At 65.1% G+C, this 26,879-nt stretch carries 26 protein-coding genes and 2 tRNA genes; 23 read left to right on the forward strand and 5 right to left on the reverse strand.

All coding sequences use genetic code 11. The features are described from left to right. Nucleotide 1: 1 nt before the first annotated feature. The 12 genes from ruvC to DSM104440_RS06470 all read left to right on the forward strand — a co-directional run bounded on the left by ruvC (nt 2) and on the right by DSM104440_RS06470 (nt 9,030). The gene (ruvC, locus tag DSM104440_RS06415) at nt 2–532 is read left to right on the forward strand and encodes a crossover junction endodeoxyribonuclease RuvC (RefSeq protein WP_246212105.1); all 531 of its coding nucleotides are present in this window, start codon (nt 2–4) and stop codon (nt 530–532) included. After that, nucleotides 529–1,101: a Holliday junction branch migration protein RuvA gene (gene ruvA, locus DSM104440_RS06420; protein WP_171161212.1), complete on the forward strand. Its 573-nt coding sequence runs from the start codon at nt 529–531 to the stop codon at nt 1,099–1,101. Before ruvC ends, ruvA begins: the two co-directional genes overlap by 4 nt. Continuing rightward, nucleotides 1,098–2,129, forward strand: coding sequence for a Holliday junction branch migration DNA helicase RuvB (gene ruvB / locus DSM104440_RS06425; RefSeq protein ID WP_171161213.1), 1,032 nt, complete (start codon nt 1,098–1,100; stop codon nt 2,127–2,129). The genes ruvA and ruvB overlap by 4 nt, the downstream gene beginning before the upstream one ends. Beyond that, entirely contained in the window at nt 2,126–2,569 is a 444-nt protein-coding gene (ybgC, locus tag DSM104440_RS06430) for a tol-pal system-associated acyl-CoA thioesterase (protein WP_171161214.1), read from the forward strand. The genes ruvB and ybgC overlap by 4 nt, the downstream gene beginning before the upstream one ends. 13 nt (nt 2,570–2,582) lie before the next feature. Beyond that, nucleotides 2,583–3,272: a protein TolQ gene (tolQ, locus tag DSM104440_RS06435; RefSeq protein ID WP_171161215.1), complete on the forward strand. Its 690-nt coding sequence runs from the start codon at nt 2,583–2,585 to the stop codon at nt 3,270–3,272. Nucleotides 3,273–3,286: 14 nt separating this feature from the next. Further along, a complete protein-coding gene (gene tolR, locus DSM104440_RS06440) occupies nt 3,287–3,697 on the forward strand; it encodes a protein TolR (protein WP_171161216.1) in 411 nt (136 codons plus the stop codon). Continuing rightward, on the forward strand, nt 3,694–4,497 hold the full coding sequence (locus tag DSM104440_RS06445) for an energy transducer TonB (RefSeq protein ID WP_171161217.1): 804 nt from the start codon (nt 3,694–3,696) through the stop codon (nt 4,495–4,497). The genes tolR and DSM104440_RS06445 overlap by 4 nt, the downstream gene beginning before the upstream one ends. A gap of 30 nt (nt 4,498–4,527) precedes the next feature. Then, on the forward strand, nt 4,528–5,799 hold the full coding sequence (gene tolB, locus DSM104440_RS06450; RefSeq protein ID WP_171161218.1) for a Tol-Pal system beta propeller repeat protein TolB: 1,272 nt from the start codon (nt 4,528–4,530) through the stop codon (nt 5,797–5,799). Nucleotides 5,800–5,860: 61 nt separating this feature from the next. Beyond that, nucleotides 5,861–6,394 carry a peptidoglycan-associated lipoprotein Pal gene (gene pal / locus DSM104440_RS06455; protein WP_171161219.1) on the forward strand — a complete coding sequence of 178 codons (534 nt, stop codon included), beginning with the start codon at nt 5,861–5,863 and terminating at the stop codon, nt 6,392–6,394. Further along, nucleotides 6,387–7,217 carry a tol-pal system protein YbgF gene (gene ybgF, locus DSM104440_RS06460; RefSeq protein ID WP_171161220.1) on the forward strand — a complete coding sequence of 277 codons (831 nt, stop codon included), beginning with the start codon at nt 6,387–6,389 and terminating at the stop codon, nt 7,215–7,217. The genes pal and ybgF overlap by 8 nt, the downstream gene beginning before the upstream one ends. A 9-nt stretch (nt 7,218–7,226) precedes the next feature. Next, nucleotides 7,227–7,907 carry a 7-cyano-7-deazaguanine synthase QueC gene (gene queC, locus DSM104440_RS06465; RefSeq protein WP_171165750.1) on the forward strand — a complete coding sequence of 227 codons (681 nt, stop codon included), beginning with the start codon at nt 7,227–7,229 and terminating at the stop codon, nt 7,905–7,907. Between the two features lies 1 nt (nt 7,908). Further along, a complete protein-coding gene (locus tag DSM104440_RS06470) occupies nt 7,909–9,030 on the forward strand; it encodes a YeeE/YedE family protein (RefSeq protein WP_171161221.1) in 1,122 nt (373 codons plus the stop codon). 6 nt (nt 9,031–9,036) lie between these two features. Here the strand turns inward: DSM104440_RS06470 and DSM104440_RS06475 are convergent, their stop codons facing one another. Further along, nucleotides 9,037–10,389, reverse strand: a complete 1,353-nt coding sequence (locus DSM104440_RS06475; RefSeq protein WP_171161222.1) for a 2OG-Fe(II) oxygenase family protein — start codon at nt 10,387–10,389, stop codon at nt 9,037–9,039. Nucleotides 10,390–10,481: 92 nt separating this feature from the next. On the opposite strand from DSM104440_RS06475, the gene DSM104440_RS06480 reads away from it, so the two are divergent. The 3 genes from DSM104440_RS06480 (at nt 10,482) to DSM104440_RS06490 (ending at nt 11,265) form a co-directional block, all read left to right on the forward strand. After that, nucleotides 10,482–10,557: transfer RNA gene (locus DSM104440_RS06480), tRNA-Lys, on the forward strand. A gap of 28 nt (nt 10,558–10,585) precedes the next feature. Next, nucleotides 10,586–10,661, forward strand: a tRNA-Lys gene (locus tag DSM104440_RS06485). A gap of 130 nt (nt 10,662–10,791) precedes the next feature. After that, complete coding sequence (locus DSM104440_RS06490; protein ID WP_171161223.1) at nt 10,792–11,265, forward strand: outer membrane protein assembly factor BamE; 474 nt, start codon at nt 10,792–10,794, stop codon at nt 11,263–11,265. Here DSM104440_RS06490 and DSM104440_RS06495 read toward each other — a convergent pair. From DSM104440_RS06495 to DSM104440_RS06505, 3 genes are read right to left on the reverse strand one after another with little or no spacing between them, the layout of a single operon-like run. Continuing rightward, nucleotides 11,225–11,752: a dihydrofolate reductase gene (locus DSM104440_RS06495; protein ID WP_171161224.1), complete on the reverse strand. Its 528-nt coding sequence runs from the start codon at nt 11,750–11,752 to the stop codon at nt 11,225–11,227. The two genes, DSM104440_RS06490 and DSM104440_RS06495, sit on opposite strands and share 41 nt — an antisense overlap. Further along, nucleotides 11,752–12,546: a thymidylate synthase gene (locus DSM104440_RS06500; RefSeq protein ID WP_171161225.1), complete on the reverse strand. Its 795-nt coding sequence runs from the start codon at nt 12,544–12,546 to the stop codon at nt 11,752–11,754. The genes DSM104440_RS06495 and DSM104440_RS06500 overlap by 1 nt, the downstream gene beginning before the upstream one ends. Before the next feature lie 42 nt (nt 12,547–12,588). Further along, nucleotides 12,589–13,230: a hypothetical protein gene (locus tag DSM104440_RS06505; protein ID WP_171161226.1), complete on the reverse strand. Its 642-nt coding sequence runs from the start codon at nt 13,228–13,230 to the stop codon at nt 12,589–12,591. Between the two features lie 119 nt (nt 13,231–13,349). Here DSM104440_RS06505 and DSM104440_RS06510 point away from each other — a divergent pair, with 119 nt between their 5' ends. Further along, a complete protein-coding gene (locus tag DSM104440_RS06510) occupies nt 13,350–14,651 on the forward strand; it encodes an aspartyl/asparaginyl beta-hydroxylase domain-containing protein (RefSeq protein ID WP_171161227.1) in 1,302 nt (433 codons plus the stop codon). A 72-nt stretch (nt 14,652–14,723) separates the two neighbouring features. Here the strand turns inward: DSM104440_RS06510 and DSM104440_RS06515 are convergent, their stop codons facing one another. After that, nucleotides 14,724–17,636: a TonB-dependent receptor domain-containing protein gene (locus tag DSM104440_RS06515; RefSeq protein ID WP_212758242.1), complete on the reverse strand. Its 2,913-nt coding sequence runs from the start codon at nt 17,634–17,636 to the stop codon at nt 14,724–14,726. Nucleotides 17,637–18,068: 432 nt separating this feature from the next. Between DSM104440_RS06515 and rimP the strand changes: the two genes are divergently transcribed. The 7 genes from rimP to pnp all read left to right on the forward strand — a co-directional run bounded on the left by rimP (nt 18,069) and on the right by pnp (nt 26,823). After that, nucleotides 18,069–18,536, forward strand: a complete 468-nt coding sequence (rimP, locus tag DSM104440_RS06520) for a ribosome maturation factor RimP (RefSeq protein WP_171161228.1) — start codon at nt 18,069–18,071, stop codon at nt 18,534–18,536. Between the two features lie 24 nt (nt 18,537–18,560). After that, nucleotides 18,561–20,051 carry a transcription termination factor NusA gene (nusA, locus tag DSM104440_RS06525; protein ID WP_171161229.1) on the forward strand — a complete coding sequence of 497 codons (1,491 nt, stop codon included), beginning with the start codon at nt 18,561–18,563 and terminating at the stop codon, nt 20,049–20,051. Between the two features lie 26 nt (nt 20,052–20,077). Then, a complete protein-coding gene (gene infB / locus DSM104440_RS06530) occupies nt 20,078–22,756 on the forward strand; it encodes a translation initiation factor IF-2 (RefSeq protein WP_171161230.1) in 2,679 nt (892 codons plus the stop codon). Nucleotides 22,757–22,771: 15 nt separating this feature from the next. After that, nucleotides 22,772–23,242, forward strand: a complete 471-nt coding sequence (gene rbfA / locus DSM104440_RS06535; protein WP_171161231.1) for a 30S ribosome-binding factor RbfA — start codon at nt 22,772–22,774, stop codon at nt 23,240–23,242. 83 nt (nt 23,243–23,325) lie between these two features. Next, a complete protein-coding gene (gene truB, locus DSM104440_RS06540; protein ID WP_246212106.1) occupies nt 23,326–24,168 on the forward strand; it encodes a tRNA pseudouridine(55) synthase TruB in 843 nt (280 codons plus the stop codon). A gap of 78 nt (nt 24,169–24,246) precedes the next feature. Continuing rightward, nucleotides 24,247–24,516 carry a 30S ribosomal protein S15 gene (rpsO, locus tag DSM104440_RS06545; RefSeq protein ID WP_171161233.1) on the forward strand — a complete coding sequence of 90 codons (270 nt, stop codon included), beginning with the start codon at nt 24,247–24,249 and terminating at the stop codon, nt 24,514–24,516. Between the two features lie 144 nt (nt 24,517–24,660). Next, nucleotides 24,661–26,823 (forward strand): polyribonucleotide nucleotidyltransferase, encoded by a 2,163-nt coding sequence (pnp, locus tag DSM104440_RS06550; RefSeq protein WP_171161234.1) that lies wholly within the window; start codon nt 24,661–24,663, stop codon nt 26,821–26,823. Nucleotides 26,824–26,879: the final 56 nt, after the last annotated feature.

The following is a 26,879-nucleotide window of genomic DNA, read 5'->3' on the forward strand; positions in this document are numbered from 1 at the left end:
GGTGGCAGTCATCCGCATCCTCGGCATCGACCCGGGTCTCGCGGTGACAGGCTATGGACTGATCGAAAAAGATGGCTCGCATCTCGCGTACATCGCGAGCGGGCGCATCCGTTCGCGCGAGGCCAGCACGCTCCCGCTTCGGCTCGCGGCGCTGCTCGCGGGCCTCGCCGAAGTGATCGACGGTTTCCACCCCGGCGAAGTCGCGGTCGAGGAAGTGTTCGTGAACGTGAACCCGAAGTCCACGCTGCTGCTCGGACAGGCGCGCGGTGCGGCCATCTCCGCGGCAGTCCTTGCGAAGCTGCCCGTGGCGGAGTACACCGCCATGCAGATCAAGCAAGCGGTGGTCGGCAACGGCCACGCGCGCAAGGAGCAGGTGCAGGAGATGGTGAAGCGATTGCTGAAGCTTCCGGTGGCACCGGGCCCCGATGCATCGGATGCATTGGCCTGCGCGATCTGCCACGCCCACGGCGGCCTGGGCATGGGCGCGATCGTCACGCGCGGGCGCCGCGTCAAGCGCGGGAGGCTCTCGTGATCGGCAAGATCTTGGGGATCCTCACCGAGAAGCATCCGCCCCAGGTCATGGTCGTCGCCGGTGGTGTCGGCTACGAGATCGATGTGCCGATGAGCACGTTCTACAACCTGCCGCGCACGGGCGAGCCGGTCGAGTTGCTCACGCACCTCGTCGTGCGCGAAGACGCCCATTTGCTCTTCGGTTTCCTCACCAACAACGAGCGTCTCGCGTTTCGCCAGCTTCTCAAGGTGAACGGTGTCGGGCCGAAGGTGGCCCTGTCGGTCCTGTCGGGACTTTCCGTGGACGACCTCGCCGCGGCCGTGGCGAGCGAAGACGCCGGACGCCTCACCAAGGTCCCCGGCGTGGGGCGGAAGACGGCGGAGCGGCTGATCCTCGAGCTGCGCGACAAGCTGCCGGCCTCCGTGGCGCTCGCGAAATCGAGCTCGCCCCAGGCGGACGACGTGCTCAATGCGCTCATGGGCCTTGGGTACAATGAACGCGAAGCGGCGGCAGCCGTGAAGCAGTTGCCGCCCGACCTGGCGATCGCCGATGCGATTCGCCAAGCGCTCAAGCATCTGGCCAAAACGTGATCGAAGCCGACCGCCTGATTTCCGGTGCCACGACTTCGCCCAAGGAAGACGGCGAGGAACGCGCACTTCGTCCGCGGCAGCTCACCGAGTATGTCGGCCAGGTGAAGATCCGCGAGCAGCTCGAGATCTTCATCACGGCGGCGCGCAATCGCAAGGAATCGCTCGATCACACGCTGCTCTTCGGCCCGCCGGGGCTGGGCAAGACCACGCTCGCCCACATCATCGCGCGGGAGATGGGCGTGAACCTTCGCCAGACTTCGGGGCCGGTGCTCGAACGCCAGGGCGACCTCGCCGCCATCCTCTCGAATCTCGAACCGAATGACGTGCTCTTCATCGACGAGATTCACCGGCTCAATCCGGTCGTCGAGGAAATCCTGTATCCGGCACTCGAGGATTTCCAGCTCGACATCATGATCGGCGAAGGTCCCGGGGCGCGTTCCGTGAAGCTCGACCTGCCCCCGTTCACGCTGGTCGGCGCGACAACGCGGGCCGGCATGCTCACGAACCCGCTGCGCGATCGCTTCGGCATCGTCGCGCGCCTCGAGTTCTACACGCCCGACGAGCTCACGCGGATCGTCACCCGGTCGGCGGGGCTGCTCGATGTCCACATCGATGCGGGCGGGGCGAAGGAGATCGCGCGGCGCTCCCGGGGAACGCCGCGAATCGCCAACCGGCTCCTGCGCCGCGTGCGCGACTTCGCCGAGGTGAAGGCCCAGGGCGAGGTGACGGACGCAGTCGCCGACCTCGCCCTCAAGATGCTCGACGTCGACGCGATCGGCCTCGACGTGATGGACCGCAAGCTCCTGCTCGCCGTGATCGAGAAGTTCGGCGGCGGGCCGGTGGGCGTGGAGAATCTCGCCGCGGCCATCGGCGAGGAGCGCGATACCATCGAAGATGTGCTCGAGCCCTTCCTCATCCAGCAGGGATACCTGCAGCGCACGCCGCGCGGCCGCCTGGCCACCGCGCTTGCGTACCGGCACTTCGGTATCGCCGGGATGCCAACGCGCGAAGGCGACCTGTTCCCATGAGCCGCATCGCCACCCGTCCGGCACTGCAGACGGATCTCTTCACCTATACGTTCCCGGTCCGCGTTTATTACGAGAACACGGACACGGGTGGCGTTGTCTACCACGGCGAGTATTTCAAGTTCCTCGAGCGGGCGCGCACCGAATGGTTGCGTCACCTGGGTTTCGGCCACCAGGCCCTGGCCCGGGACCACCGCGTGGCGCTGGTGGTCACCTCGATGACGGTCGATTTCCTCAAGCCCGCGCGGCTCGACGACGCGGTGGACGTGAGCGTGAAGCTCGAGTCGTTCAGCAAGGTGCGCTGCGTTTTCGAGCAACAGGTCAGGCGCGAGGACGAGATCCTCGTGAAGGCCAAGGTGACGGTCGCGTGCGTTTCGGCCGAGGGCCTCAAACCCGTTGAGATTCCCGAGCCGTTGAAGAGAAAACTGGAGGCATCGATTTGAACCGGAGCCCGGCATGCTCGTGAGCCACGATTTGACCATCGTCTCGATGATCCTCAACGCGAGCATCGTCGTGAAGGTGGTGATGGGCACGCTGGTCCTCGCCTCGATGCTGTCGTGGACCTACATCTTCATGAAGCTGTTCGCGATCCGCCGGGCCCGCCGCCAGGCCGACGACTTCGAGCGCGAGTTCTGGAGCGGTTCGGACCTCGTGGGGCTCTACCAGCGGGCCGCGAACGGGCGCCACGTGAGCTCCGGGATGGAGCGCATCTTCGAGTCGGGTTTCAAGGAGTTTCTCAAGCTCAAGGGGCGGTCCGGCGTGGATGTCACTGCGTTGCTCGAGGGAACGCGCCGCGCGATGAAGGCGACCTACCAGCGCGAGATGGACCTCCTGGAGTCGCACCTGAATTTCCTCGCGACCGTGGGCTCGGTCAGTCCGTACATCGGTTTGCTGGGCACGGTCTGGGGGATCATGAATTCGTTCCGGGCGTTGTCGAACGTCGCGCAAGCGACGCTCGCGCAAGTGGCGCCCGGCATAGCGGAAGCGTTGATCGCCACGGCGATCGGCCTGTTCGCGGCGATTCCCGCGGTCATCGCGTACAACCGCTTCACGCACGACATCGATCGCCTCGCCGGACGCTATGAGAGCTTCATGGAAGAGCTCTCCAACATCCTCCAGCGCCAGGCCCACCAGCCGGAACGCTAGGGGCCCATCGAACAATGCGACGCCGCCGCGCGATGGCCGAGATCAACGTGGTGCCGTACATCGACGTGATGCTGGTGCTGCTGATCATCTTCATGGTCGCCGCGCCGCTCATCAATCCCGGCCAGATCGACCTGCCGCAGGTGGGCCAGAAGCTCGACCCCGCGGTCGCACCCATCGAGGTTCGCGTACGCGCCGGGGGCGAGCTCGCGGTGGTCGATCGTGCCAAGGGGCCCGACGAACGCCTCGTCCGGCAAGCAGACCTCGCGGCCTTCATTCGCCAGACCCAGAAGGAAAGTCCGGGCCAGGCAGTGGTGATTGCCGGCGACAAGAACGCCCGCTACGAGGAAATCCTCAAGGTCCTCGACCTGCTGCAACGAAGCCAGGTCCAGCGCGTTGGCCTGCTGGCGCGTCCGGCGACCCCGTGACGCGCGTGAAAGAGACGCCCCCCGCGCTCGAGAAGCGGAAGCAACCAGGCCGCATCCGCGCGATCATCCTCGCGGTCATCGTCCACGCCGCCTTCTTCGCGCTCATCGTCTTCGGCGTGACCTGGCAGAACCGGCCCGCGGCGCCCCTGCAAGCGGAGCTCTGGGACAAGCTTCCGCCGGCGAAGGCGGCCGACCCGGTCAAACCCGATCCGCCCAAACCCGATCCACCGCCGCCCGATCCGCCGAAGTCCGATCCCCCCAAGCCCGAGGTGAAGCCCGATCCGCCGAAACCGGACGCGGCCATCGCCGAGAAAAAGGAGCGCGAGAAGCGCGAAAAGCTCGAGAAGGAAAGGCGCGAAAAGGAGAAGGTCGAGAAGGAAAAGCGCGACAAGGCCGAGAAGCAGAAGCAGGACGATGCGAAGAAGAAGCGCGAGGACGAGAAGCGCCGCCAGGATGAGGACAAGGCGAAGCGCGAGGCCGAGAAGGCACGCGAGCAGGCGCTGAGTGCCAAGCAGGCCGAGATGAACTTATGGAGCGATAAGATCAGGGCTAGAATCCGCAGCAAGGCGAACGTCCCGGACACGGTCCCGACGGGCACTGAGCTGCAGGTTCGGATCAAGATCCTGCCCGGTGGGGATGTGCTTGACGTGACAGTGACCCGTTCGAGCGGCAACAAGATCTACGATGCGGCCATCGAACGGGCCATCCGCAGCGCCCAACCCTTGCCGGTACCGCCGGCGGATTCGGAACTTTTCGCCCAATTCAGGGACCTTAACCTCAACCTCCGTCACGAGCGCTAGGCCACAAAGGCCAGCTGGGATACGAAAAAGATGACGCGCTACCTGCTTTGCTTCGGGGCCCTCTTGTTGGCCCTATCAGCCCGAGCCCAGCTCACCATCGACATCACGACGACGGGGGGCCGGCAAATCCCTGTCGCCATCCTTCCCCTGGCGGGCGAGACGTCCCAGCCCCAGTCGGTGAGCGAAGTCGTGGGCGCGGATCTCGCGCGCACGGGACTGTTCCGCCTCGTGAATGCGGTGGGCGTCAGCCCGTTGCCGACCGAGCCCTCGGAGGTCAATTTCGTCGATTGGCAGACCCGGACGGCCGAAGCCCTGGTCATCGGCAAGATCGACAACCTGCCCGACGGGCGCGTCGAGGTGCGTTTCCGCCTCTTCGACGTGCAGAAGCAGGCCCAGCTCGCGAGCTACTCGTACGTCGTCCCGCCCGCTCAGCTGCGGGCCACCGCGCACCGCATCGCCGATGTCATCTACGAGCGGCTCACGGGCGACAAAGGTGTGTTCTCCACCAAGATCACCTACGTGGTGAAGCGGGGCACGCGCTTCGAGCTCCAGGTCTCGGACGCGGATGGCTTCAATCCCCAGTCGGTGCTCGCCTCGAACGAACCCATCCTGTCGCCGACGTGGTCGCCCGACGGCAGCCGCCTCGCCTATGTCTCGTTCGACCAGAAGAAGCCGATCGTGGTCGTGCAGAACCTGGCGCAGGGTACGACGAAGATCGTTGCCAATTTCCGCGGCAACAACAGCGCGCCTGCGTGGTCGCCCGACGGCAAGCACCTCGCCGTCGCGCTCTCGAAGGACGACATTACCCAGGTCTATCGCATCTCCGCGAATGGCGGCGAGGCGCAGCGCCTCACGGAGACCAACGCAATCGACACGCAGCCCGCGTTCTCGCCCGATGGCCAGTGGATCGCATTCACCTCGGATCGCGGTGGCACGCCGCAGGTCTATCGCATGCCGGCCTCCGGCGGAGCGGCCCAGCGCCTGACTTTCGAGGGCACGTACAACGTGGGACCGCGCTACAGCCCCGACGGCAAGGCGATCGCCTTCGTGCAGCGCGAGAACGGTCGCTTCCGCATAGCGCTGCTGGAGCTCGCGACGGGCCAGGTGACGGCGCTGACCGAGGGCACCCTTGACGATTCCCCGAGTTTTGCTCCGAACGGTAAGATGATCCTGTACGAGGCTCAGGCGGGTGGCCGAGGTCAACTGGCCGCGGTATCGAGCGACGGGCGGGTCAAGCAAAGACTTACATCCTCCGCCGGTGATGTCCGCGACCCGGCGTGGGGACCGCTGCCAACCAACTGAGCGGGGCATAGACCCCGTGGATCGCGTGTCCGGAAACAATCAACATTTCAAGGAGTCCGCCATGATGAAAATTGCACTCTCAATCGCCCTCGCTGGGCTGCTGACCGCCTGCGCGAGCAAGGACACCAAGACCGATACACCGGTCGCGGATCGTTCGACCGCCGTGGCACCGACGACGACGCCGAACACGAGCGGGACGACGACGCCGGCCACCAACCCGAACATCGCCGGCAACCCGCTTCGCGATCCGTCGAACATTCTTTCGAAGCGCAGCGTGTTCTTCGAGTTCGACTCGAATGCGGTCAAGGATGAGTACCGCGGCATGGTCCAGGCGCACTCGAAATACATGGCCGACAAGCGTGATTCGAAGATCCGCATCGAGGGCAATTGCGACGAGCGCGGCAGCCGCGAGTACAACATCGCGCTGGGCCAGCGCCGTGCCGAGTCCGTCAAGAAGGTGATGACGGTCCTGGGCGTGGGCGAAGCTCGCATCGAGACGGTGAGCTACGGCGAAGAGAAGCCGATGTCGCCGGGGCATGACGAGCCCGCCTGGTCGCAGAATCGCCGCGCCGACATCAAGTACGCGGGTGAATAGGCTTTTCGCCGGCGCGGCCGCCTTCGCGGCGGCCGCCGCGCTTCACGCGCACGCCGGCCTGTTCGACGACGATGAGGCGCGCAAGCGCATCGCCGACCTGCGCCAGGAGCTCCTCCAGCAGGGCAAGGACAACGAAGCGCGCATCGCGAAGCTCGAGGAGAGCATTCGCAGTATCGGCGTGGTGGAGCTGCTTCGGCAGATCGACGGCCTGAACGCCGAGATCGCGCGCCTGCGCGGCAGCATCGAGGTGCTCACGAACCAGAACGAGCAGCTCCAGAAGCGCCAGCGCGATTTCTACCTCGACCTCGATTCGCGCATGAAACGCCTCGAGGGCGTGCCCGCGACTCCCGGCGGTACATCCTCGCCCGCTTCGCCTGCCGCGGGAACGCCGACGACACCCGTGACGGCATCCGCATCCGCAGCCGCGCCATCCAAGGAAGACCAGGCCCGCGAGATCAAGGCCTACGACGCCGCATCCGGCCTTTTTCGCCGCAATGACTTTGCCTCCGCGATCGATGCGTTTCGTGCGTTCGTGAAGGACTATCCGCAAAGCGCGCTCGTGCCCAATGCGGAGTACTGGATCGGCATCGCCTACGCGAATCTCAAGGACTACAAGAACGCGCTCGCGACGCAGGAAAAGCTGATCGCCCGCCATCCCCAATCGCCCAAGGCACCCGACGCGCTGCTGGCGATTGCGTCGCTGCAATCCGAGCAGGGCGACAACGGCAGCGCGCGCAACACGCTCGAGGACATCATTGCGCGGTTCCCGGGCTCCGAGGCGGCAGGCAAGGCCCGCACGCGACTCGGGTCGCAGAAGCGCTAGGGGAGCCTCCTGAAGTCCGCCATCGTCCTGCTCTCGGGCGGGCTCGATTCCGCGACCGTTCTTGCCATCGCGCGCGCGGAAGGTTGGCGTTGCCACGCGCTCACGCTCGACTACGGGCAGCGCCATCGGGTTGAGATTGAAGCGGCGGCGCGCGTCGCCAAGGCAGGCGGTGCGTTCGAGCATCGCGTGGTCCATCTCGACCTCGGGGTATTCGGTGGCTCCGCGCTCACCGACAAGTCGATCGACGTGCCCCGCGCGCCCTCTGCGGGAATCCCCATCACCTACGTGCCCGCGCGCAACACCATCTTCCTTTCGCTGGCGCTCGCATTCGCCGAAGTGGTTTCGGCAGACGCGATATTCACCGGCGCCAATGCCGTCGATTACTCCGGATACCCGGATTGCCGGCCCGAGTTCTTCGACGCGTTCGCCGCGCTGGCTAACCTCGCGACGCGCCGCGCCGTCGAGGGCGCGCCCATCGAGATCCGCTCGCCGATCGTGCGCATGACCAAGGGCGAGATCGTGCAGCGCGGCCACGCGCTCGGCGTCGATTTCGCGCAAACGGTATCGTGCTACAACGCCGATGGAGAAGGCCGGGCCTGCGGAGAATGCGACTCCTGCCGATTCCGTCGCGAGGGCTTCGCGGCATCGGGGATCGCCGATCCCACGCGCTACCAGCCCGGAGTGAGCTGACATGGGCGACGTCTCGCAACTTCCGGTCATCGTGGCCGCCGGCGGCTTCGCGCTCGCGTTCATCTTCGGCGCCGTGGCCAACCGCACGAACTTCTGCACGATGGGTGCCGTCTCGGACATCGTGAACATGGGCCACTGGGGCCGCATGCGCATGTGGCTGCTGGCGATCGCGGTGGCGATCATCGGCACGAACATCCTCGACCTGACCGGGCAGATCGATCTGTCGAAGTCCTTCTACACGCGTCCCAACGTCACATGGCTCGCGTACATCCTGGGCGGGTTTCTCTTTGGCGTCGGCATGACGCTGGGTTCCGGGTGCGGCAGCAAGACGCTCGTTCGCGTCGGCGGCGGAAGCCTCAAGTCGCTGGTCGTGTTCGTGTTTCTGGGGATCGCCGCGTACATGACGTTGAAGGGCCTGTTCGCGATCTGGCGCACTCGCTGGATCGATCCCGTGGCCACAGACCTCGCGGCATTCAAGCTATCGGGACAGGATGTGCCGACACTGATCTCCGCGTGGACGGGCGCGAGCGCGAACGCGACGCAGCTCGTGGTGGCGCTCGTGGTTGCCGCGGCGCTGCTCGCTTTCGTGCTGAAGGATCGCGATTTCCGCGGGAGCTTCGATCACCTTCTCGGCGGCATCGTGGTCGGCTTGGTTGTCGTCGGCGGTTGGTATCTCACGGGACATGTCGGGCACGCCGAGAATCCGGCGACGCTCGAGGACACCTACTTCGGCACCAACAGCCGCACCATCGAATCACTGTCCTTCACGGCTCCGGTGGGCTACGTGCTCGAGCTGCTGATGCTCTGGAGCGACAAGTCGCTGACCGTCACCTTCGGCATCGCGGCAACCGTCGGCATCATCGCGGGGTCGGCGGCCTACGCGCTAGCGACAAAGACCTTCCGGTGGGAGGGATTTGCGAACGCCGAGGACACCGCGATGCACATCATCGGCGGCATCCTCATGGGCTTTGGTGGCGTTACCGCGCTGGGCTGCACGATCGGGCAGGGCCTGAGTGGATTCTCGACACTCGCCCTTGGTTCGATCCTCGCGTTCGTCGCGATCGTCGCGGGAAGTGCGGCCACGATGAAGTGGCAGTACTGGCGCATCACTCGCGAGGGCTGAGGCCGCTCAAACGGGCACGATGTCCATCGCGACCGAAAGTCGCGGCGCATCATCCTCGAACGGTTCCACGCCGTGCCACATGTAGGCGGGAAAGAGGACCACCAGTCCGGGTTCGGGCTTCACGTGGCGCTCCGCAGGCAAGGGCGGACGCGTGGCGATGCCGGGCTTGCCCAACCGCAACCATCCTGCGCGGTCGTTCTCCTGCGCGCCGGCACCGATTCGCGGCGGCACCGACAGATAGCACACGGCTGACAGCCATCCCTTCTGGTGCACGTGGTCCGCGTGGTAGCCACCGGAGCGCAGCCGCACGCTCCACGCCCCGCTGATGGCGAATTGCCCGGTATTTCTCGATCGCATCGGATCGTTTCCACGTCCGATTCTTGCGAGGTACGTGCTGGCAGCGCGTTCGATGGATTCGAACAGGCCTGCAAGGGGTGCGTTGTCGCGATCTGCTTCCTCGAGCGTGACCTGGCTTCCGCCACGCACGGACTGTTGCAGCGGATGCGCCTCGTACTGATGCATGCCCTGCAAACCACTTACGACGCGCGCGAGGAAGTCCGGCGTGCGCGCGGCGGCGTCGAGGTAGCGAGCTTCGACGAGCGAGCCATAGTCGAAGAGTTCGCGATAGCGCGGATCGCCGGCAAGACGCCACGCGAGCGCGAGGATTGCAAGGATGTGCTGGTTCTCGGGATCCTGCGCGCGTAGGGCCTCCAGGAGCGGCGTTGCTTCGGCGTGGCGGCCACAGGCGAGGAGCGCTTCGCACACCGATAGCCGCACGTCCGGCGCTGCGGGTGCCACGGCAAGCGCGCGATGGGCCAGCGCAAGTGCGCGTTCGGGCTCGCCGACATTCGCACTGAGGTGCGCGGCTTGGCGAAGCAGGTCGACGTCGGTTGCTGCGATGACCAGCCCCGCCTGGGCGGCCTCTAGCGCGGACGCGTTGTCGTTGGCGAACTCGAGGACGATGGAGCGCACGAGGTGCAGGCCCGGCTGCCGCGGGTCCCTTCGCAGTTCTCCATCCACGCGCCGCAGTGCCGTCGTCGCATCGGCCGTACGCATCCACGCGAGTTGCGCGAGGTCGCGGTGAGCATCCACGTAGCCCGGACGCAGGCGAATGGCCTTCTCGAAGGCGCGGTCGGCTTCGTCGAAGCGGCGCTGCACCTGGAGGGCGCGGGCAAGGACCAAATGGGTTTCCGGGGCCTGGATGCCCAGCGCGATCGCACGCCTGGCAGCGGATTCGGCTTCGGGGGCGTGTCCCAGGTCCCCTTCGGCGGCCGCCAGGTTGTGCCAGGCGATGCCATCCCGGGAATTGCCGGCCAGCGTCTTGCGAAGGCGCTGGACCGCAGCGACGTGGTCGTTCATTGTCGGGATGGTAGCAAGGCCCGATTCCACCGCCGTCCTCCGGTTTGTTTGACCCGAAATAGTGCCGGACGATATAATTTCGGTTTTCCCGCGGGGCGTTAGCTCAGCTGGTAGAGCAGCGGACTTTTAATCCGTTGGTCACTGGTTCGAATCCAGTACGCCCTACCAGGATCACCCCCCAATCAGTGCCCATTTCGGGCTGTTAGCTCAGTTGGTAGAGCAGCGGACTCTTAATCCGTAGGTCGAAGGTTCGAATCCTTCACAGCCCACCAAAACCCTTCAAGGCCCGATCGCTCGCGATCGGGCCTTGTCGTTGGGGCTCCCGTTCGGGCAGAACGCCCGCCGGCCACTGCGGTCGGAGACGTATAGAGTGGCCACCGGTGCCGCTGCGAAGGAACTGCCATGAAGTCCCTTGCCTCCGTTGCTTTCCTCGCGTTGCTCGGTTGTGCCTCGGCCGGGAGCCTCAAACCCGGCGTTTCGACCGAAGCCGACGTTCGCCAGACGATGGGCCCGCCCGCAGAGGAGAACACCCTCCGGGACGGCACGCGGCGCCTCGCGTATCCGCAGGGCCCGCAGGGTACGCAGACGTACATGGTTTCGATGAAGGATGGCCGCGTCACCCAGGTCGAGCAGGTGCTCACGGATGACCAGTTCCAGCAGATCCGCGCCGGAACCACTGCCGAAGAGGTCCGAAGGATGATCGGGCCGCCCTGGCGAATCGTGCGTTTCGACAACCTGAAGCAGGACGCCTGGGACTATCGCTTTCGCGATAGCTGGGGCTACCTCGCGGACTTCTCGGTCATGGTCGATGACCGGGGCATCGTGGCCAGCAAGGTTACTGTGCGCCAGGACGGCGGGCGCGATCGCTCGAAGTGATGCGATCGAGCTGGACCCAGCGCATCGCCTTGTCGTGGCGCTCGTCGGGCGCCTGACGGGACAGTTCGGTTTCGCGCCATTCGCCAGTGACGAGCGGAGGGAAATACGTGTCGCCTTCGATCGTGGCGTCGATCTCGGTCAGGTAGATCCGATCCACCTCGCCCAGCGCGGCTTCATAGAGTTGTCCGCCGCCGATCAGGAACACCTCGCCGGAGTCACCGGCCATGCGCCACGCGGCAGCCAGTGAATCCACCACTTCGCACCCAGGCGCGTTGAGGCCGGGCGTGCGGGTCACGACGATATTGCGGCGACCGGGCAGCGCCTTGCCGATCGCCTCGTAGGTCCGCCGGCCCATGATGATGGGGTGACCCATCGTGAGGCGCTTGAAGTGCGCAAGGTCGGCGGGCAGGTGCCACGGCATGCCGTTGCCATTGCCGATGACGCGGTTGCGCGCCATGGCGACGATCATCGAGCGCGTGGCCGCCATCAGACGGCGATCGGCGCGCGGATCGCCGCGTGAGGCTCGTAACCCTCCAGCGTGAAGTCCTCGTAGCGGAACGCAAAGAGATCCTTCACCGCCGGATTGAGCTTCATCGTCGGCAGCGTCCGCGGGCTGCGCGCGAGTTGTTCCCGCGCTTGATCGACGTGATTGAGATAGAGGTGCGCATCGCCCAGCGTGTGCACGAACTCGCCAGGCCTGAGGCCCGTAACCTGCGCCATCATCAGCGTGAGCAGGGCATACGACGCGATGTTGAAGGGCACGCCCAGGAAGATGTCGGCGCTGCGCTGGTACATCTGGCAGGAGAGCCTGCCGTCGTTCACGTAGAACTGGAAGAATGCGTGGCAGGGCGCAAGCGCCATCTTCGGAATGTCGGCGACATTCCACGCCGAGACGATCAGCCTGCGCGAATCGGGATTCGACTGGATCTGCTGGAGCACCTGCGAGATCTGGTCGATGTGCGCGCCATCGGGCGCAGGCCACGATCGCCACTGGTACCCATACACTGGTCCGAGCTCGCCGCGTGCATCGGCCCACTCATCCCAGATGGTGACGCCGTTGGCGCGCAGGTATTCCACGTTCGTGCTCCCCTGGAGAAACCACAGGAGCTCGTGCACCACGCTCTTCAGGTGGATTTTCTTCGTCGTGAGCAGCGGGAAATGCTCCCGCAGGTCGAAGCGCATCTGGTGGCCGAACACCGAAAGGGTGCCCGTGCCGGTGCGATCGGACTTGCGGGTGCCGCGCTCGAGGACGTGCGCGAGGAGGTCGAGGTAGGTCTGCATGGCGGGGGGTGACCCCGCCATTTTATCGGATGGCGAACGCCGTTACGACTTGGGCGCGGGCGGCGTCGCGGCCTGCAATTCCTTGGCGACGTTGACGGCCCAGCGCTCGAATGCGTTGCCGAACCAGAACCGGTTGCTCACGTTGGTCGCCCGGGTCGGGCTCCCGGTCGCGCCGCTCGCGGTGAGCTTGTGCTCGGTGCGGGCGAGGGGCTTGCCCGAGACCGAATCGGTGGCAACCAGGCGCATGCGCGCCGTGCCCGCGTCTTCGGTCGCGGACATCACGCCCGGCTGGTTCGTGTCGGGCGCGTTGACGTAGATCTCGTTCGCGCTTGCAGCGATGCGCATGACGCCGGGGCCAGGCGCAGTCACGATTTCATAGCCATTTGCCTTGAAGGCGGGCGCGACGAACATGTCGAGACCCTTGGCCGATTCCTTCGCGATCCGATCGACATCGGCGCGCTTGACCTTGGGCCCGCCCAACCCGTCGTTCATGCTGCGCATCCAGCCCGGATGGACTTCGGCCTTCGACGGATCGATGAGCACCTTCTTGTAGGCACTCAAGCCCGGCGCGACCTGGAGCTGGTCGAGCTGTTTCGACTTGACGGCCTGGAGGGCGTCCTGCGCGAATGCCGCGGCGGCCAGGAACATCAGGGACGAGAACACCATCACGTTGCGGCGATCCATGGTTACCTCCTGAGGACTGCGTTGCGTCGAGGCGAAAATCCTACCTTGCCGCGCTGCGCGCGCAAGTCGATGTAACGCACGGGTACAATCGCTGCCGTTCCGAACCGGGAGATCGCAGCATGTCGGCCGCAGCAACAGACGCAAGGATTCGAGAGTTGATGGAACAGGTGGATCGCGCCGATCGGTCGGGTGACCGTCGGGCCGGCGATCGCGCGATGGCGCAGGTGCAGGAGCTCGCGCCGGGACACCCGGGCGTGCTCAACGCAGCAGGTATGCGCGAGCTGATTCGCGGCGAGCCTGCGGCGGCGCGCCCGCTTCTCGAAAAGGCCGTTGCCGCTGACTCCGGAAGCGCCACGCTGTGGCTGAATCTCGCCCTTGCCAATCGCGACCTGCGGGATGACGCGGGCGAGGCCGCTGCCCTTGAAAGGGCCCTGGTTGCAGACCCTCGCTTCTACCCGGCCCTCTTGCAGAAGGCGCGGCTGTTCGAGCGCCAGGGCAAGACCAAGCAGGCGGCCTTCCTGTACCAGGCGTTCCTGTTCTGCCTGCCTCCGGGCGACGGGCACCCGCCGGCTCTCCAGGCGGCCGTCGCGCACGCCCGGCAAGCCGTGGAAGGTCACCTGAAGGCCACGGAGGCGTTCCTCGAGGGACGCCTGAAGGAAGCGAAGGCTCGGCATCCCGGAGAGCGCATGGAGCGCGTGGAGGCCTGCTACGAGACCCTGATGGGGCGTCGCGGTCTGTACATGCCCGCTCCCACGTTCATGCAGTTCCCGCGGCTCCCGGCGATCGAATTCCCGGACTGCGCCGAGTATCCCTGGCTCGATGCCTTCGAGGCGGCCACGCCGGAAATTCGTGCGGAGGCCCAGGCCGCGTTCTCACAGGCCAGCCAGGACTTCCAGCCGTATATCTCCAAGCCCGTCGGGGCGCCCCTTGACCAGTGGGGCGAGCTCAACGATTCGCGCCGGTGGAGCTCCTATTTCCTGCTCAAGAACGGGAAGCCCGTCGATGAGCACCTTGCCCGCTGCCCGCGCACGGCGGCACTGCTCAAGGTCGCGCCGCTTTGCGATGTGCCGATGCATGCGCCCACTGCCTTCTTCTCGGTGCTTGCCCCCAAGACGCGCATCCCTCCGCATACAGGCGTCACCAACACGCGTTTCATCGTTCACCTTCCGCTGGTCGTGCCGGCCGGATGCGGCTTTCGCGTCGGTGCAGAGAAGCGCGAATGGCGAGAGGGCAAGGCCTGGGTTTTCGACGACACGTTCGAGCACGAGGCGTGGAACGACAGCGATGTGCCGCGAATCATCCTGATCTTCGATGTGTGGAATTCCTTCCTGACGGCTGCGGAGCGTGACTTGGTGAGCGTCATCACGCACGGCGTGCAGGAATTCGGGGAGGGTGCTTCGCCGTTCGCGCAGGGCGGATAGCCTCCGCGCAGCGGGCGAAAAAAAACGGCGAGCCGAAGCTCGCCGTTTTCGTTGGTGCCCTGCCTGCGGCTGTTAGAACTTCGCCGTGAAGGTCAGGAAGATCTTGCGGCCAAGCGTGTCGTACACGTTCGGGTAGGTGTTGCCGTTTCCGAACGGAGCACCCGCGGCGATCGACGAAACGATCGGCGGATCCTTGTCGAACACGTTGTTGATGCCACCCGTGAACGTGTAGTTCTTGTTGATACGCCAGGTTGCGGCGATATCGAAGTAGCTACGCTCGTCGATCTGCTTGTCCACCTCGGGGTACGCGGCCGACAGCAGCGGGTTGCTGCTCGAGGCCTCGTTCTTGACTTCCGAGATGTAGCGCCACGTGATCGCGGCATCCACGTTCCACGGCATCGCCCAGGTCGCACGGAACTTGTGCTTCCAGTCCGGGAGAACGCCCAGCGTGACGCCGCACGTCGTGCCGAACAGGCCGGCGCAATCGTACTCGCCGAGGCCCGGCAGCTGCTCCTGCTTGAACTCCTTCAGGTACGTCCCGAGGAAGTTCAGGTTCAGGCTGCCCATGTCGCCGAACTTGTGCGTCCAGTTCACGCCGATGTCCACGCCCGACGTCTTCCACTTCGCGATGTTGATGTTCGTCGCGACGATCTGCGCTTGCGGCAGGAGCCAGAGGGTACCGGCCGAGTCGCGCGTGATCAGGGAGCAGAAGGCTGCGGAGCCGGTTTGCAAGCACTGGTCGAGGATCGTCGGCGGGGGAACGTTGCCGATGACGTCTTCCACCTTGATCTGGTAGTAGTCGACCGAGGCGCTCAGGTTCGGCATCGGCTCGAAGACGATACCAGCGGTGTAGCTCTTCGACTCTTCCGGCTTCAGGTTGGGGTTGCCGCCGAACAGGGCGTTGTACTGGCCCGCGAAGCTGTCGAGGATGCGGCCGTACTGGGCAGCCGTGACACCGGTGCGTGCGCACTGGGCCAGGGTCGCCGTCGGGGTCGCGCCTGCGCACGGATCCGCGTCGTTGTTGTACAGGCCCGGCGTCTGCGGCGTGAACAGTTCGAACACGTTCGCGGCGCGCACGGCCTGCTGGTAGCTACCGCGCAGGCGCGCTTCCTTGACCGGCGCCCATTCGATGCCCAGACCATACGAGTCGGTCTTCTGGTTCGTGCTGTAGTCCGAACGACGGTAGCTGCCGCTGACGCTCAGGAGATGCGCAAAGTCCACGCGCTCCAGGATCGGCAGGCGGGCTTCCATGAAGTAATCCTTCACGGCCACTTGGCCCGCAACACCGCCCGTCGAGCCGCCCTGGCCGGCGAGGTCGCCGGTGGAGAAGGCCGTATCGACTTCACGGACCAGCTCGTCCACGCGACGCTCGAAGCCGAACGACACGCCGACGCCGCTACGCGCGCCCGGCATCTTGATGCCGTAGTCGCCGAGGTCGGCACCGATCGTGGCGCCCATCACGGCGGTCGAGGTGAAGCCCGTCTGCATGCCCGGGATCTGGACGTAGTTGAGCGCGTCTTGCGTCACGCCACCGAGGGTCCAGAGGTTGTACGGGCGGCAGTTCGGATCCGAACCATCGAGTACCGAGCGGCAGACCGCGGCGCCCGTGGCCGGATCGGCCACGACGTCGAGGGCGCGCTGGCTGCGCGAGATCGAGAACTCGTTGCGGTAGACCTGCTGGTACACGACGCGGCCGAGGGTGCCGTACACGTCGTAGTTCCAATACTGGGCCACGTCGCCCTTGATGCCCAACACGCCGCGATACGACGTGTTGCGGAGGTCGGCCTGGCGGCCGCCGCCTTCGGTGTTGCGACGCAGGATCACGACGTCATGCGTCGAGGTCGCGCTGGTGAGGCCCATGGCGGAACGCCAGTCGGCCGACAGCAGCGGGTTCGCGCCCGTCACGCTGACCAGTACGCCGAACAGACCCGAGGGGGCGATCTGCGCGACCGTGTGGTTGTCGTGGAAGGCAAACTCGGAGTAGATGCGCGCCGAGGGCGTCACGTCATAGTGTGCGGACGCGTCGAACGAGTAGCGCTGCGAGGGACGCTGGTAGTAGTTGAGCGGACCGAAGTTGTACTGGTCGGTCGCAGCCACGAACGGACGGACGCCACCTTGCGCGTTCGCCACGGTACGGGCCGGGCCCGTGCCGCCGTTCAGCAGGAACTGGCCGGGGTAGCTCGTACCCGAGCCGCCGCAGACGAAGTTCGAGCCCGACGGGTTCAGCGAGCACGCGCTGAAGTCGCGCTCGGACTGCAGCACGGCCTTCGTGTCGGTGTAGCCGAAGAACACCGTCGCGTTGCCCTTGCCGTTGGCGAAGTTGCCGCCGAGGATCAGGTTCACGTCGATGACTTCGCCGTCGGTCTTGATGTCGCCCGGGACCTTGAACTGGGCCGGGTTGGTGTTCGCGCGACCCTGGACGAGATCGGCGATGCCCTTCGGGTTGTTCTGCTGGTGGTTGTAGAACGAGTAGTTCACCTCGCCCTGAACACCCTCGAAGTTGTCCTGCATGATGAAGTTCACGACGCCAGCAACGGCGTCCGAACCGTACACAGCCGAGGCACCGCCCGTGAGGACGTCGATGCGGCGGATCAGTGCGGCGGGAATCTGGTTCAAGTCCGCGGCCCAGCTGCCGATCGGGCTGCCCGGGGGCAGACGGCGACCGTTCACGAGGACCAGGGTGCGGGTCGAACCGAGGTTGCGCAGGTTGACCGTTGCCGTACCCGTGGCACCGTTCGAATCGCTGCTGCCGTACTCGGCCATGACCTGCGGAAGGTTGTTGAGCAGGCTCTCGACGTTGCGCACGCCTTCGAGCTTGATGTCCTCGGCGCGGATGACCGCGACCGGGCTGGCACCTTCGAGCTCGGGCGCCTGGATGCGCGAGCCGGTGACTTCGATCTTCTCGACTTTCGTCGAGGCTTGGGTGGGTTGCTGCGCGAAGGCCAGCGGGGCTGCCATCAATGCAATGGCGATTTCCGTGGCCAAGACGCAGGGCTTCTTGGCGAAAGACCTAAATCTCGGATTCATCGTTGTAATTTCCCCCAGGTGAAAAGCAAAAAAACCTATTGAAATACATGAACTTGCTTAGAGAGTGAGCCTTGTGTGCGATATACCTTACAAGGCGTTGACACGCGTCGGATGATAGCTACTGGCTGTGAATTATCCAACAATTTTTTGCCCATTGTTGCGCAATTGCAACAGTGGGAGACAGCAGGATTCGCTCCGTTGCAGCTGGGCACTAGAACGGGGCTGGAACGCCCCATTTCTGTTACATAAATACAACGTGTATTAAACGGTGTGTGCCGGGGTCCGACCGGGCCGGAAACGGCCCGCAACCCAAGGCGGTGCAGTGGGTCCGGAGCGCCAAAGGGGGGGCGGAGGGGCCTCGTTCGTGATAGAATCTTTCGGTTTCAAAAGATGAGATGGGCCTCGGCCCATTTTTTGTTTGTGAAGGCGATTCGCGACCTCGAAACTTGGCTGTCCGAGGGCCTGACGGGCCTTGGTTACGAGCTCGTCGACCTCGAAGCTTCCCGCAGCGGCTTGATGAGAGTTTTCATCGACCGGCCGGCGGGCATTACGGTCGAGGACTGCGCGAGCGTGAGCAACTACCTCACGCGCGCTTTCGCAGTGGAAGGAATTGAATACGAGCGTCTCGAAGTTTCGTCGCCCGGTCTGGACCGGCCGCTGAAGCGTCTGGCGGACTTCGAGCGATTCACGGGACGAGAAGCCACTGTGCGGCTGAAGCTGCCCCAGGATGGGCGGCGCCGTTTCGAGGGGCGCGTGATCCGCGTCGAAGGCAGCAGCGTGATTCTGGAAGTCGAGGGCAGTCCGGTGACGCTCGCGATCGAGGACATCGATCGTGCGAGGCTCGTCCCGGAAATTTAAGGATTTGGAGAGAACCTAAAAATCATGAGTCGGGACATCCTGTTGCTGGTCGAGGCGCTGTCGCGCGAAAAGAACGTCGCGAAAGACACCGTATTCCTCGCGCTCGAACTCGCCCTTGCCTCCGCGACGAAGAAGCGATTCAAGGACGAAGTGGACGTGCGCGTCGAAATCGATCGCGAGAGCGGTGATTACAACGCCTTCCGTCGCTGGACCGTCGTGCCCGACGAGGAGCATGAGGAGCCCGCGCACCAGATCGCCATTACCGATGCGCTCGCCGAAGATGTCGAGGCGAAGGTGGGCGACGTGCACGAAGAGCCCCTCGAGGCCGAGGAATTCGGTCGCATCGGGGCGCAGGCTGCCAAGCAGGTGATCCTGCAGAAGATCCGCGACGCGGAACGCGAGCAGATCCTCAATGACTTCCTCGAGCGCGGCGAATCCCTGGTGACCGGGACCGTGAAGCGCGCCGAGCGGGGCAACCTGATCGTCGAATCGGGGCGCGTCGAAGCGCTGCTGCCCCGTGACCAGTTGATCCCGAAGGAAAACCTGCGCGTGAGCGATCGCGTCCGCGCCTACATCCAGAAGATCGATCGGCAGGCCCGCGGCCCGCAACTCATCCTGTCGCGCGTGGCGCCGGAGTTCCTCGTGAAGCTCTTCGAGCTCGAGGTTCCGGAGATCGAGGAAGGCCTTCTCGAGATCAGGGCCGCCGCCCGCGATCCAGGCCTGCGCGCCAAGATCGCCGTGAAGTCCAATGATCCCCGGGTCGATCCGGTCGGCACTTGTGTCGGCATGCGCGGCTCGCGCGTGCAGGCCGTGACCCAGGAACTTGCCGGCGAACGCGTCGACATCATCCTCTGGTCCGCAGACGCCGCGCAGTTCGTGATCAACGCGCTCGCGCCCGCCGAGGTGAGCTCCATCGTCGTGGACGAGGAGCGCCGCTCGATGGACGTGGTCGTCGAAGAAGACCAGCTCGCCCTCGCCATCGGCAAGGGCGGGCAGAATGTGCGCCTTGCCTCCGAACTGACGGGCTGGCAACTGAACATCATGACCGTCGAGCAACGCGAGCAGAAGAGCGTCGAAGAGACGACCGGATTGCGCGCACTCTTCATGGAGAAGCTCGACGTCGACGAAGAAGTCGCGGAGATCCTCGTCCAGGAAGGATTCACGTCGCTCGACGAAGTGGCGTACGTGCCGCTCAACGAAATGCTCGAGATCGACGCGTTCGACGAGGAGACGGTCAACGAGCTTCGCCGTCGCGCGCGCAATGCGCTCCTCACCGAAGCGATCCAGAGCGAAGAGAAAGTCGAACACGCCGCCGAGGACCTCCAGGTCATGGACGGCATGGACAACGAAACCGCCCGCGTGCTCGCCGCGAAGGGCATCACGACGATGGACGCCCTGGCTGACCTCGATACCGAAGAGCTCACCGAAATGACTGGGATGGATGCGGATCGCGCGAGCAAGCTGATCATGACGGCGCGCGCGCCGTGGTTCAAGGAATCGCAGGCCTCCGCCTAAGGCGGACGCCCGGAGAAAATCACACGATGGCAAAGTCGAACGTCGCCCAATTCGCCACGGAGCTCAAGCTCCCGGTAGAGCTGCTGCTCGAGCAGCTCGCCGCGGCTGGCGTAAAGAAGAAAGCCGGCGATGACGCCATCACCGAGCAGGACAAGACGCGCCTGCTCGACTACCTGCAGGAAGTGCACGGCAAGAAGGACGAGAAGAAGAAGATCACGCTGACGCGCAAGCAGACCACGGAGATCAAGCGCGCCGACTCGACTGGCAAGGCCCGCACGATCCAGGTCGAGGTGCGCAAGAAGCGCACCTTCGTGAAGGTCGACAAGGTCGAGGCCCCGGTCGAGCCGGTGGAAGTGAAGCCGGTCGCCCCGCCCGCACCCATCATCAACGAGGACGAGGCGCGCAAGCGCGAAGCCGAGGCGAAGCGCCAGGCCGAGCTGGCAGCGCGACAGGCCGCCGATGCGCAGTCGCGCACGAAGAAGGCCGCTGCGGTCACGAGCAAGAAGAAGGCCGACGAAGTCGCGGCCGAAGCACCCGCCGCTCCCGCGGCCGCGCCGGCCGATGCCGAAGCGCCGAAGAAGAAGCGCGTCATCCGCAAGAAGGGTGAAGAGCCCGCGACCGAGGCCGAAGCGCCGACGCTCGTGGAGGTCAAGGCCGAGGCGCCTGCCGCCACCGAAGCGAAGTCTGCCGAGGGCGAAAAGGCTGCTGCCGAAGGCACGCTGCACCGCCCGGTGATCAAGCCCGCCGACAAGGCGGCCAAGGCGAAGGCCAAGCCCGACAAGAAGGCGGTGAAGCCCGCGACCTCCTGGGTCGATGACGCGGCGCGCCGCCGCATGATCAAGACGCGTGGTGATGCCTCTGGCGGCCGCGCTGGTTGGCGTGCCGGCCCGCGTGGGGCACGTCATCGCGATGACGAAGGTGGGACGGACTTCGTCGCACCGGCCGAACCCAAGATTCTCGAGGTGCCGATTCCCGAGACCATCTCCGTGAGTGATCTCGCCCACAAGATGTCTGTGAAGGCGGCCGAGGTTATCAAGACGATGATGAAGATGGGCACGATGGTCACGATCAACCAGGTCCTCGACCAGGAGACCGCGATGATCGTCGTCCAGGAAATGGGCCACCTTGCCAAGCCGGCAAAGCTCGACGACCCCGAGGCGTTCCTCACGGCCGCTTCTGCCGACGATGCTTCCGCGGAGATTCGCCCGCCGGTCGTCACGGTGATGGGCCACGTCGACCACGGCAAGACCTCGCTCCTCGATGCGATCCGCAAGGCGCGCGTCGCGGTTGGCGAAGCGGGCGGCATCACCCAGCACATCGGCGCATATCACGTCGAGACGCCGCGCGGCGTCATCACGTTCCTCGACACGCCGGGCCACGAAGCCTTCACGGCGATGCGTGCGCGCGGCAGCCAGATCACCGACATCGTCGTGCTCGTCGTCGCTGCTGACGATGGCGTGATGCCGCAGACGGTGGAGGCGGTGAACCACGCGAAGGCCGCGAAGGTGCCGATCGTCGTCGCCGTGAACAAGATCGACAAGCCCGAGGCGAATCCGCAGCGGGTCAAGCAGGAGTTGCTCGCGCACGAAGTCGTGCCCGAAGAATTCGGCGGGGAAACGCAGTTCGTCGACGTTTCCGCCAAGACCGGACAAGGCATCGACCGCATGCTGGAGCTGATCCAGCTGCAGGCCGAGGTTCTCGAACTGCGCGCTCCGCGTAACGCGCCTGCGAAGGGCGTGGTCATCGAATCGCGCCTCGACAAGGGACGTGGCCCGGTGGCGACGATCCTCGTGAAGTCCGGCACCCTGCGCAAGGGCGACATCGTCCTCGCGGGCGCCGTGTTCGGCCGCGTGCGCGCGATGAGCGACGAGAACGGCAAGAGCGTGAACGAAGCGGGTCCCTCGATCCCGGTGGAAATCCAGGGTCTGCAGGACGTGCCGCGTGCGGGCGACGACGTGCTGGTGCTCAATGACGAGCGCAAGGCACGCGAGATCGCGCTGTTCCGCCAGGGCAAATTCCGCGACGTGAAGCTCGCCAAGCAACAGGCGGCCAAGCTCGAGAATGTCTTCGACCAGCTGGCCGAAGGCGCGAAGACGCTGGCGCTCATCATCAAGGCCGACGTTCAGGGCTCGTATGAGGGCCTCGCGCATGCGCTCGTGAAGCTCTCCACCGCCGAGGTGAAGGTGAGCATCATCCACACGGGCGTGGGCGGCATCACCGAATCGGACATCAACCTCGCCCTCGCCTCGAAGGCGGTGGTGATCGGCTTCAACACGCGCGCCGACGTTGCGGCACGCAAGCTTGCCGAGCACTCGGGCGTCGACATCCGCTACTACAACATCATTTACGACGCGGTCGACGACGTGAAGGCCGCGATCAACGGCATGCTCGCCCCCGAGCGCAAGGAAAGCGTCATCGGCCAGGTCGAGATCCGGAACGTGTTCCGCATCTCGAAGGTCGGCTCCGTCGCCGGTTGCATGGTCACCGACGGTCTGGTGCGCCGCAATTCCTCCGTGCGCGTGGTTCGCGGCGGCGTGGTGGTCCACAGCGGCGAACTCGACTCGCTCAAGCGCTTCAAGGATGACGTGAAGGAAGTGAAGTCCGGGTTCGAATGCGGTCTTTCGCTCAAGGGCTTCAACGACATCCAGGTTGGCGACATGCTGGAAGTGTTCGAGGTCGTCGAAGTCGCCCGTTCGCTCGCCTGAGGAAGCACTGCAGCGATGGGCGAACAGCGCCTTAGCCGCATCGCCGCGGAGATCCAGCGCGAGCTCTCGGAGCTGGTCCGCCTCGAGGTGCGTGATCCGCGAGTTCGCCTCGTGACGCTCACCGGCGTCGAGCTCTCTCGCGATCAATCGCATGCAAAGGTGTTCTTCACCACGCTGGGCCCGCCTGAAGAGGTCGAGGCTTGCGCGGAGGGACTCAGTCGCGCCGCGGGTTTCCTCAGATCCGGTCTCTCGCACCGTTTGAGCACCCGGACCGTCCCCGAACTGCACTTTTCCTACGACGAGTCGATCGAGCGGGGCGTTCGCCTTTCGCAACTGATCGACCAGGCGGTCGCGACCGAAGGCAAGCCGGTCCAGACGGTCAAGGCGGTCAAGGCCGCCAAGACGCCGAAGGCGACGGCCAAGAAGGCCGCGAAGACGACGGCCAAGAAGGCCAAGCCCAAGTCCCGCAGCAGCACCAGTCGGTAGCTCGCGGCGATATGCGGCGGGACGAGGGTCCTAGCGGGATACTGCTTCTCGACAAGCCCGCCGGCGTCACTTCCACCCGGGCCTTGGCCATCACGAAGCGCCTGCTCGCCTCCCGGAAGGGTGGGCACACGGGAACGCTCGATCCATTCGCGACAGGCCTGCTGCCACTCGCTTTCGGCGAAGCGACCAAGTTCTCGCGATTCCTCCTCGATGCCGACAAGGGCTACCTCGCAACGCTGGTCCTCGGGCAAACGAGCTCCACGGGTGACATTGAAGGCTCCCTTTCGCCAAAGCTCGATATCGACGTAGATGCCGACAGGATCGCCGAAGTTACGGCCTCCTTTGTGGGTGAGCAGGATCAGATACCCCCTATGTACTCGGCCTTGCACTACGAGGGGAGGCGCTTGTACGAACTGGCCCGGGAGGGGGTGGAGGTCCCGAGGGCTCCGCGGAGGGTGACCATCCACACCCTCGAAGTGGGTGAGATCGTCGGCGAAAAGGTCACAATTTCGGTTAAGTGCTCAAAGGGGACTTACATCCGAACTTTGGCCGAAGACATCGGAAAGCGTCTCGGCCTCGGCGCCTATCTATGCGCGCTGCGGCGAACCCACGTCGGTGATCTTCACCTGTCCGACGCTGTGACCCTGGAGCACTTGGAACAGGCGGACCCCACCGCACGATCCCTGCGGCTGATGCCCCCGGAGCGCTTCGTCGAGCGCCTGCCGCGGGTCTCGCTGGATGCCGCCGGTGCAGCGGCCTTCTGCCACGGCCAGCGGGTCAATCAAACAGGCGCCGAGGGGGAAGTCACGGTCTTCCGCGAGGCCGGAGACTTCCTTGGCGTGGGGCGCCGGGACGGCGCCGGAGGGCTTTTTGCCGTCCGCCTCATGGCCGGCACTCCCAAGGCCGACTCCCCTGATTTTGCTTGAGTTATTGGCCCTCGACGGGCTAAAATAACGGGCTCAATCGAGACGACAAGACTGCAAGCTTCAACGGAGAGATGACCCATGGCTGTAACCACCACTGACAAGGCGCGCATCGTCGAGCAATACCAGCGCGCCAAGGGCGACACGGGCTCGCCCGAAGTCCAGATCGCGCTGCTTACGGAGCGCATCAACGGACTCACGGACCACTTCAAGAGCAACGTCAAGGATTTCCACTCGCGCCGCGGCCTGCTGCACATGGTGAGCCAGCGCCGCAGCCTGCTCGACTACCTGAAGCGCAAGAATGTCGAGGGATACCGCTCGATCATCGAGCGCCTCGGCCTGCGCAAGTAAGGACCCGCACTCGGCCCCCGAAACCCCGCGTCGCCGCATGAGCGAACGCGGGGTTTTTTCGTTGCGCCGGGCCCCCTTCCCTGCCGGAGTACCCGCGACGATCGCGTCGCGCCGCAGTCCGGCCCAGATGAACAGGAAAACACCGTGAAATCCATCAAGAAGACGTTTCCGTACGGCCAGCACCAGGTCACGCTAGAAACCGGAGAAATCGCCCGCCAGGCCGACGGCGCCGTGCTGGTCACCATGGACGACACCGTCGTCCTCGTGACGTGCGTCGGCCGTCCGGACATGAAGCCCGGCCAGGACTTCTTTCCCCTGACCGTCGACTACCAGGAGAAGACCTACGCCGCGGGACGTATTCCCGGCGGCTTCTTCAAGCGCGAGGGTCGCCCCTCCGAGAAGGAAATCCTGACATCGCGGCTGATCGACCGTCCGCTGCGTCCGCTCTTCCCCGATGGTTTCTACAACGAAGTCCAGGTGATCGCGACAGTTCTCTCGATCAACCCGGAAGTCGATTCCGACATCCCGGCGTTGCTCGGCGCCTCGGCCGCCGTTGCGCTTTCGGGTATCCCGTTCGACGGCCCGATCGGCGCCGCGCGCGTGGGTTACCTGAATGGCCAGTTCGTGCTGAACCCGACCAAGACGGACCTCGAGACGTCGCAGCTCAACCTCGTCGTCGCCGGCACGGACCAAGCCGTGCTGATGGTCGAATCGGAAGCGCAAGAGCTTCCCGAAGATGTGATGCTCGCCGGCGTCGTGTACGGCCACGAGCAGATGCAGATCGCCATCAAGGCGATTGCCGAGCTCGCCGACGAGGCGGGCAAGGACGACTGGGACTGGGAAGCCGCTCCGGTCGATACCGTGCTGGTCGAGAAGGTCCGCGCGCTCGCCGAGTCCGATCTCAACGAGGCCTATCGCATGAAGTCGAAGTCGCTGCGTTCGGGCAAGCTCGACGAGATCAAGAAGAAGGTCATGGACGCGTGCGTGAAGGTCGAGGACAACCCCGCCGACGCGAACGTCACGCGCGGGATCCTGAAGGACATGGAAGCGAAGATCGTTCGCGGCCAGATCCTCAACGGCGAGCCGCGCATCGACGGCCGCAACACGCGCACCGTGCGCCCCATCTCGATCCGCCCGACGCTGCTTCCGCGCGTTCACGGCTCCGTGCTGTTCACGCGAGGCGAGACGCAGGCGATCGTCACCACGACGCTCGGCACCGGCCAGGACGAGCAGATCATCGACGCGCTGCAGGGCGAGTACACCGAGCGCTTCATGATGCATTACAACTTCCCGCCGTTCTCCACGGGCGAAACCGGCCGCGTGGGCAGCCCCAAGCGCCGCGAAATCGGCCACGGCCGCCTCGCCAAGCGCGCGCTCCTCGCGGTGCTCCCGTCGAAGGAAGAATTCGGCTACACGCTGCGCGTCGTCTCGGAAATCACCGAGTCGAACGGCTCGTCGTCGATGGCCTCGGTCTGCGGCGGCTGCCTTTCGCTGATGGATGCCGGCGTTCCGCTCAAGGGCCACGTCGCGGGTATCGCGATGGGCCTCATCAAGGACGGCGGACGTTTCGCCGTGCTCACCGACATCCTCGGTGACGAAGATCACCTCGGCGACATGGACTTCAAGGTCGCGGGTACCGATCGCGGCGTGACCGCCCTGCAGATGGACATCAAGATCCAGGGCATCACGAAGGAAATCATGAAGGTCGCGCTCGAGCAGGCCAAGGAAGGCCGCCTGCACATCCTCGGCCTCATGAAGACGGCCGTCCCCGGCCCGCGCGTCGAGATGTCGAACTACGCCCCGCGCATCGTCAAGATGAAGATCAACCCGGACAAGATCCGCGAAGTGATCGGCAAGGGCGGCAGCGTCATCCAGGCGCTCACGCGCGAGACTGGCACGACGATCGACATCGAGGACGATGGCACGATCTCGATCGCCTGCCTCTCGGCCGAAGCCGGCGAAGACGCGCGCCAGCGCATCCTCGCGATCACCGCCGAAGTGGAAGTCGGCAAGATCTACGAAGGCCCGGTCCTTCGTCTGCTCGACTTCGGCGCGATCATCCAGCTGCTGCCCGGCAAGGACGGCCTGCTGCACATCTCGCAGATCGCGCACGAGCGCGTGAACGCGGTCTCGGACTACTTGAAGGAAGGCCAGATCGTGAAGGTCAAGGTCATGGAAGCCGACGACAAGGGTCGCGTCCGCCTCTCGAGAAAGGCGCTGCTGGATCCGCCCGCACGCAAGGAAGAGTCGCCGCAGGCTCCGCCGCCCGTCGCTGCGCCGGCAGAGACCGCGACGCCACCCCAGTAACGATTGCGTACGGCCAGCGCGCTATAATTCGCGCGCTGGTCGTGCCGCGTTCCCTG

This window comes from Usitatibacter palustris (assembly GCF_013003985.1).
GTDB classification, from domain to species: domain Bacteria; phylum Pseudomonadota; class Gammaproteobacteria; order Burkholderiales; family Usitatibacteraceae; genus Usitatibacter; species Usitatibacter palustris.

Excerpts from the sequence above, each read along its gene's own strand:
- ybgC (WP_171161214.1), top strand. The coding sequence starts at position 2,126 with ATGAGCCGCATCGCCACCCGTCCGGCACTGCAGACGGATCTCTTCACC.
- tolQ (WP_171161215.1), top strand. The coding sequence starts at position 2,583 with ATGCTCGTGAGCCACGATTTGACCATCGTCTCGATGATCCTCAACGCG.
- tolR (WP_171161216.1), top strand. The coding sequence starts at position 3,287 with ATGCGACGCCGCCGCGCGATGGCCGAGATCAACGTGGTGCCGTACATC.
- tolB (WP_171161218.1), top strand. The coding sequence starts at position 4,528 with ATGACGCGCTACCTGCTTTGCTTCGGGGCCCTCTTGTTGGCCCTATCA.
- pal (WP_171161219.1), top strand. The coding sequence starts at position 5,861 with ATGATGAAAATTGCACTCTCAATCGCCCTCGCTGGGCTGCTGACCGCC.
- DSM104440_RS06470 (WP_171161221.1), top strand. The coding sequence starts at position 7,909 with ATGGGCGACGTCTCGCAACTTCCGGTCATCGTGGCCGCCGGCGGCTTC.
- DSM104440_RS06475 (WP_171161222.1), bottom strand. The coding sequence starts at position 10,389 with ATGAACGACCACGTCGCTGCGGTCCAGCGCCTTCGCAAGACGCTGGCC.
- DSM104440_RS06490 (WP_171161223.1), top strand. The coding sequence starts at position 10,792 with ATGAAGTCCCTTGCCTCCGTTGCTTTCCTCGCGTTGCTCGGTTGTGCC.
- DSM104440_RS06495 (WP_171161224.1), bottom strand. The coding sequence starts at position 11,752 with ATGGCGGCCACGCGCTCGATGATCGTCGCCATGGCGCGCAACCGCGTC.
- DSM104440_RS06500 (WP_171161225.1), bottom strand. The coding sequence starts at position 12,546 with ATGCAGACCTACCTCGACCTCCTCGCGCACGTCCTCGAGCGCGGCACC.
- DSM104440_RS06505 (WP_171161226.1), bottom strand. The coding sequence starts at position 13,230 with ATGGATCGCCGCAACGTGATGGTGTTCTCGTCCCTGATGTTCCTGGCC.
- DSM104440_RS06510 (WP_171161227.1), top strand. The coding sequence starts at position 13,350 with ATGTCGGCCGCAGCAACAGACGCAAGGATTCGAGAGTTGATGGAACAG.
- rimP (WP_171161228.1), top strand. The coding sequence starts at position 18,069 with ATGAGATGGGCCTCGGCCCATTTTTTGTTTGTGAAGGCGATTCGCGAC.
- nusA (WP_171161229.1), top strand. The coding sequence starts at position 18,561 with ATGAGTCGGGACATCCTGTTGCTGGTCGAGGCGCTGTCGCGCGAAAAG.
- infB (WP_171161230.1), top strand. The coding sequence starts at position 20,078 with ATGGCAAAGTCGAACGTCGCCCAATTCGCCACGGAGCTCAAGCTCCCG.
- rbfA (WP_171161231.1), top strand. The coding sequence starts at position 22,772 with ATGGGCGAACAGCGCCTTAGCCGCATCGCCGCGGAGATCCAGCGCGAG.
- rpsO (WP_171161233.1), top strand. The coding sequence starts at position 24,247 with ATGGCTGTAACCACCACTGACAAGGCGCGCATCGTCGAGCAATACCAG.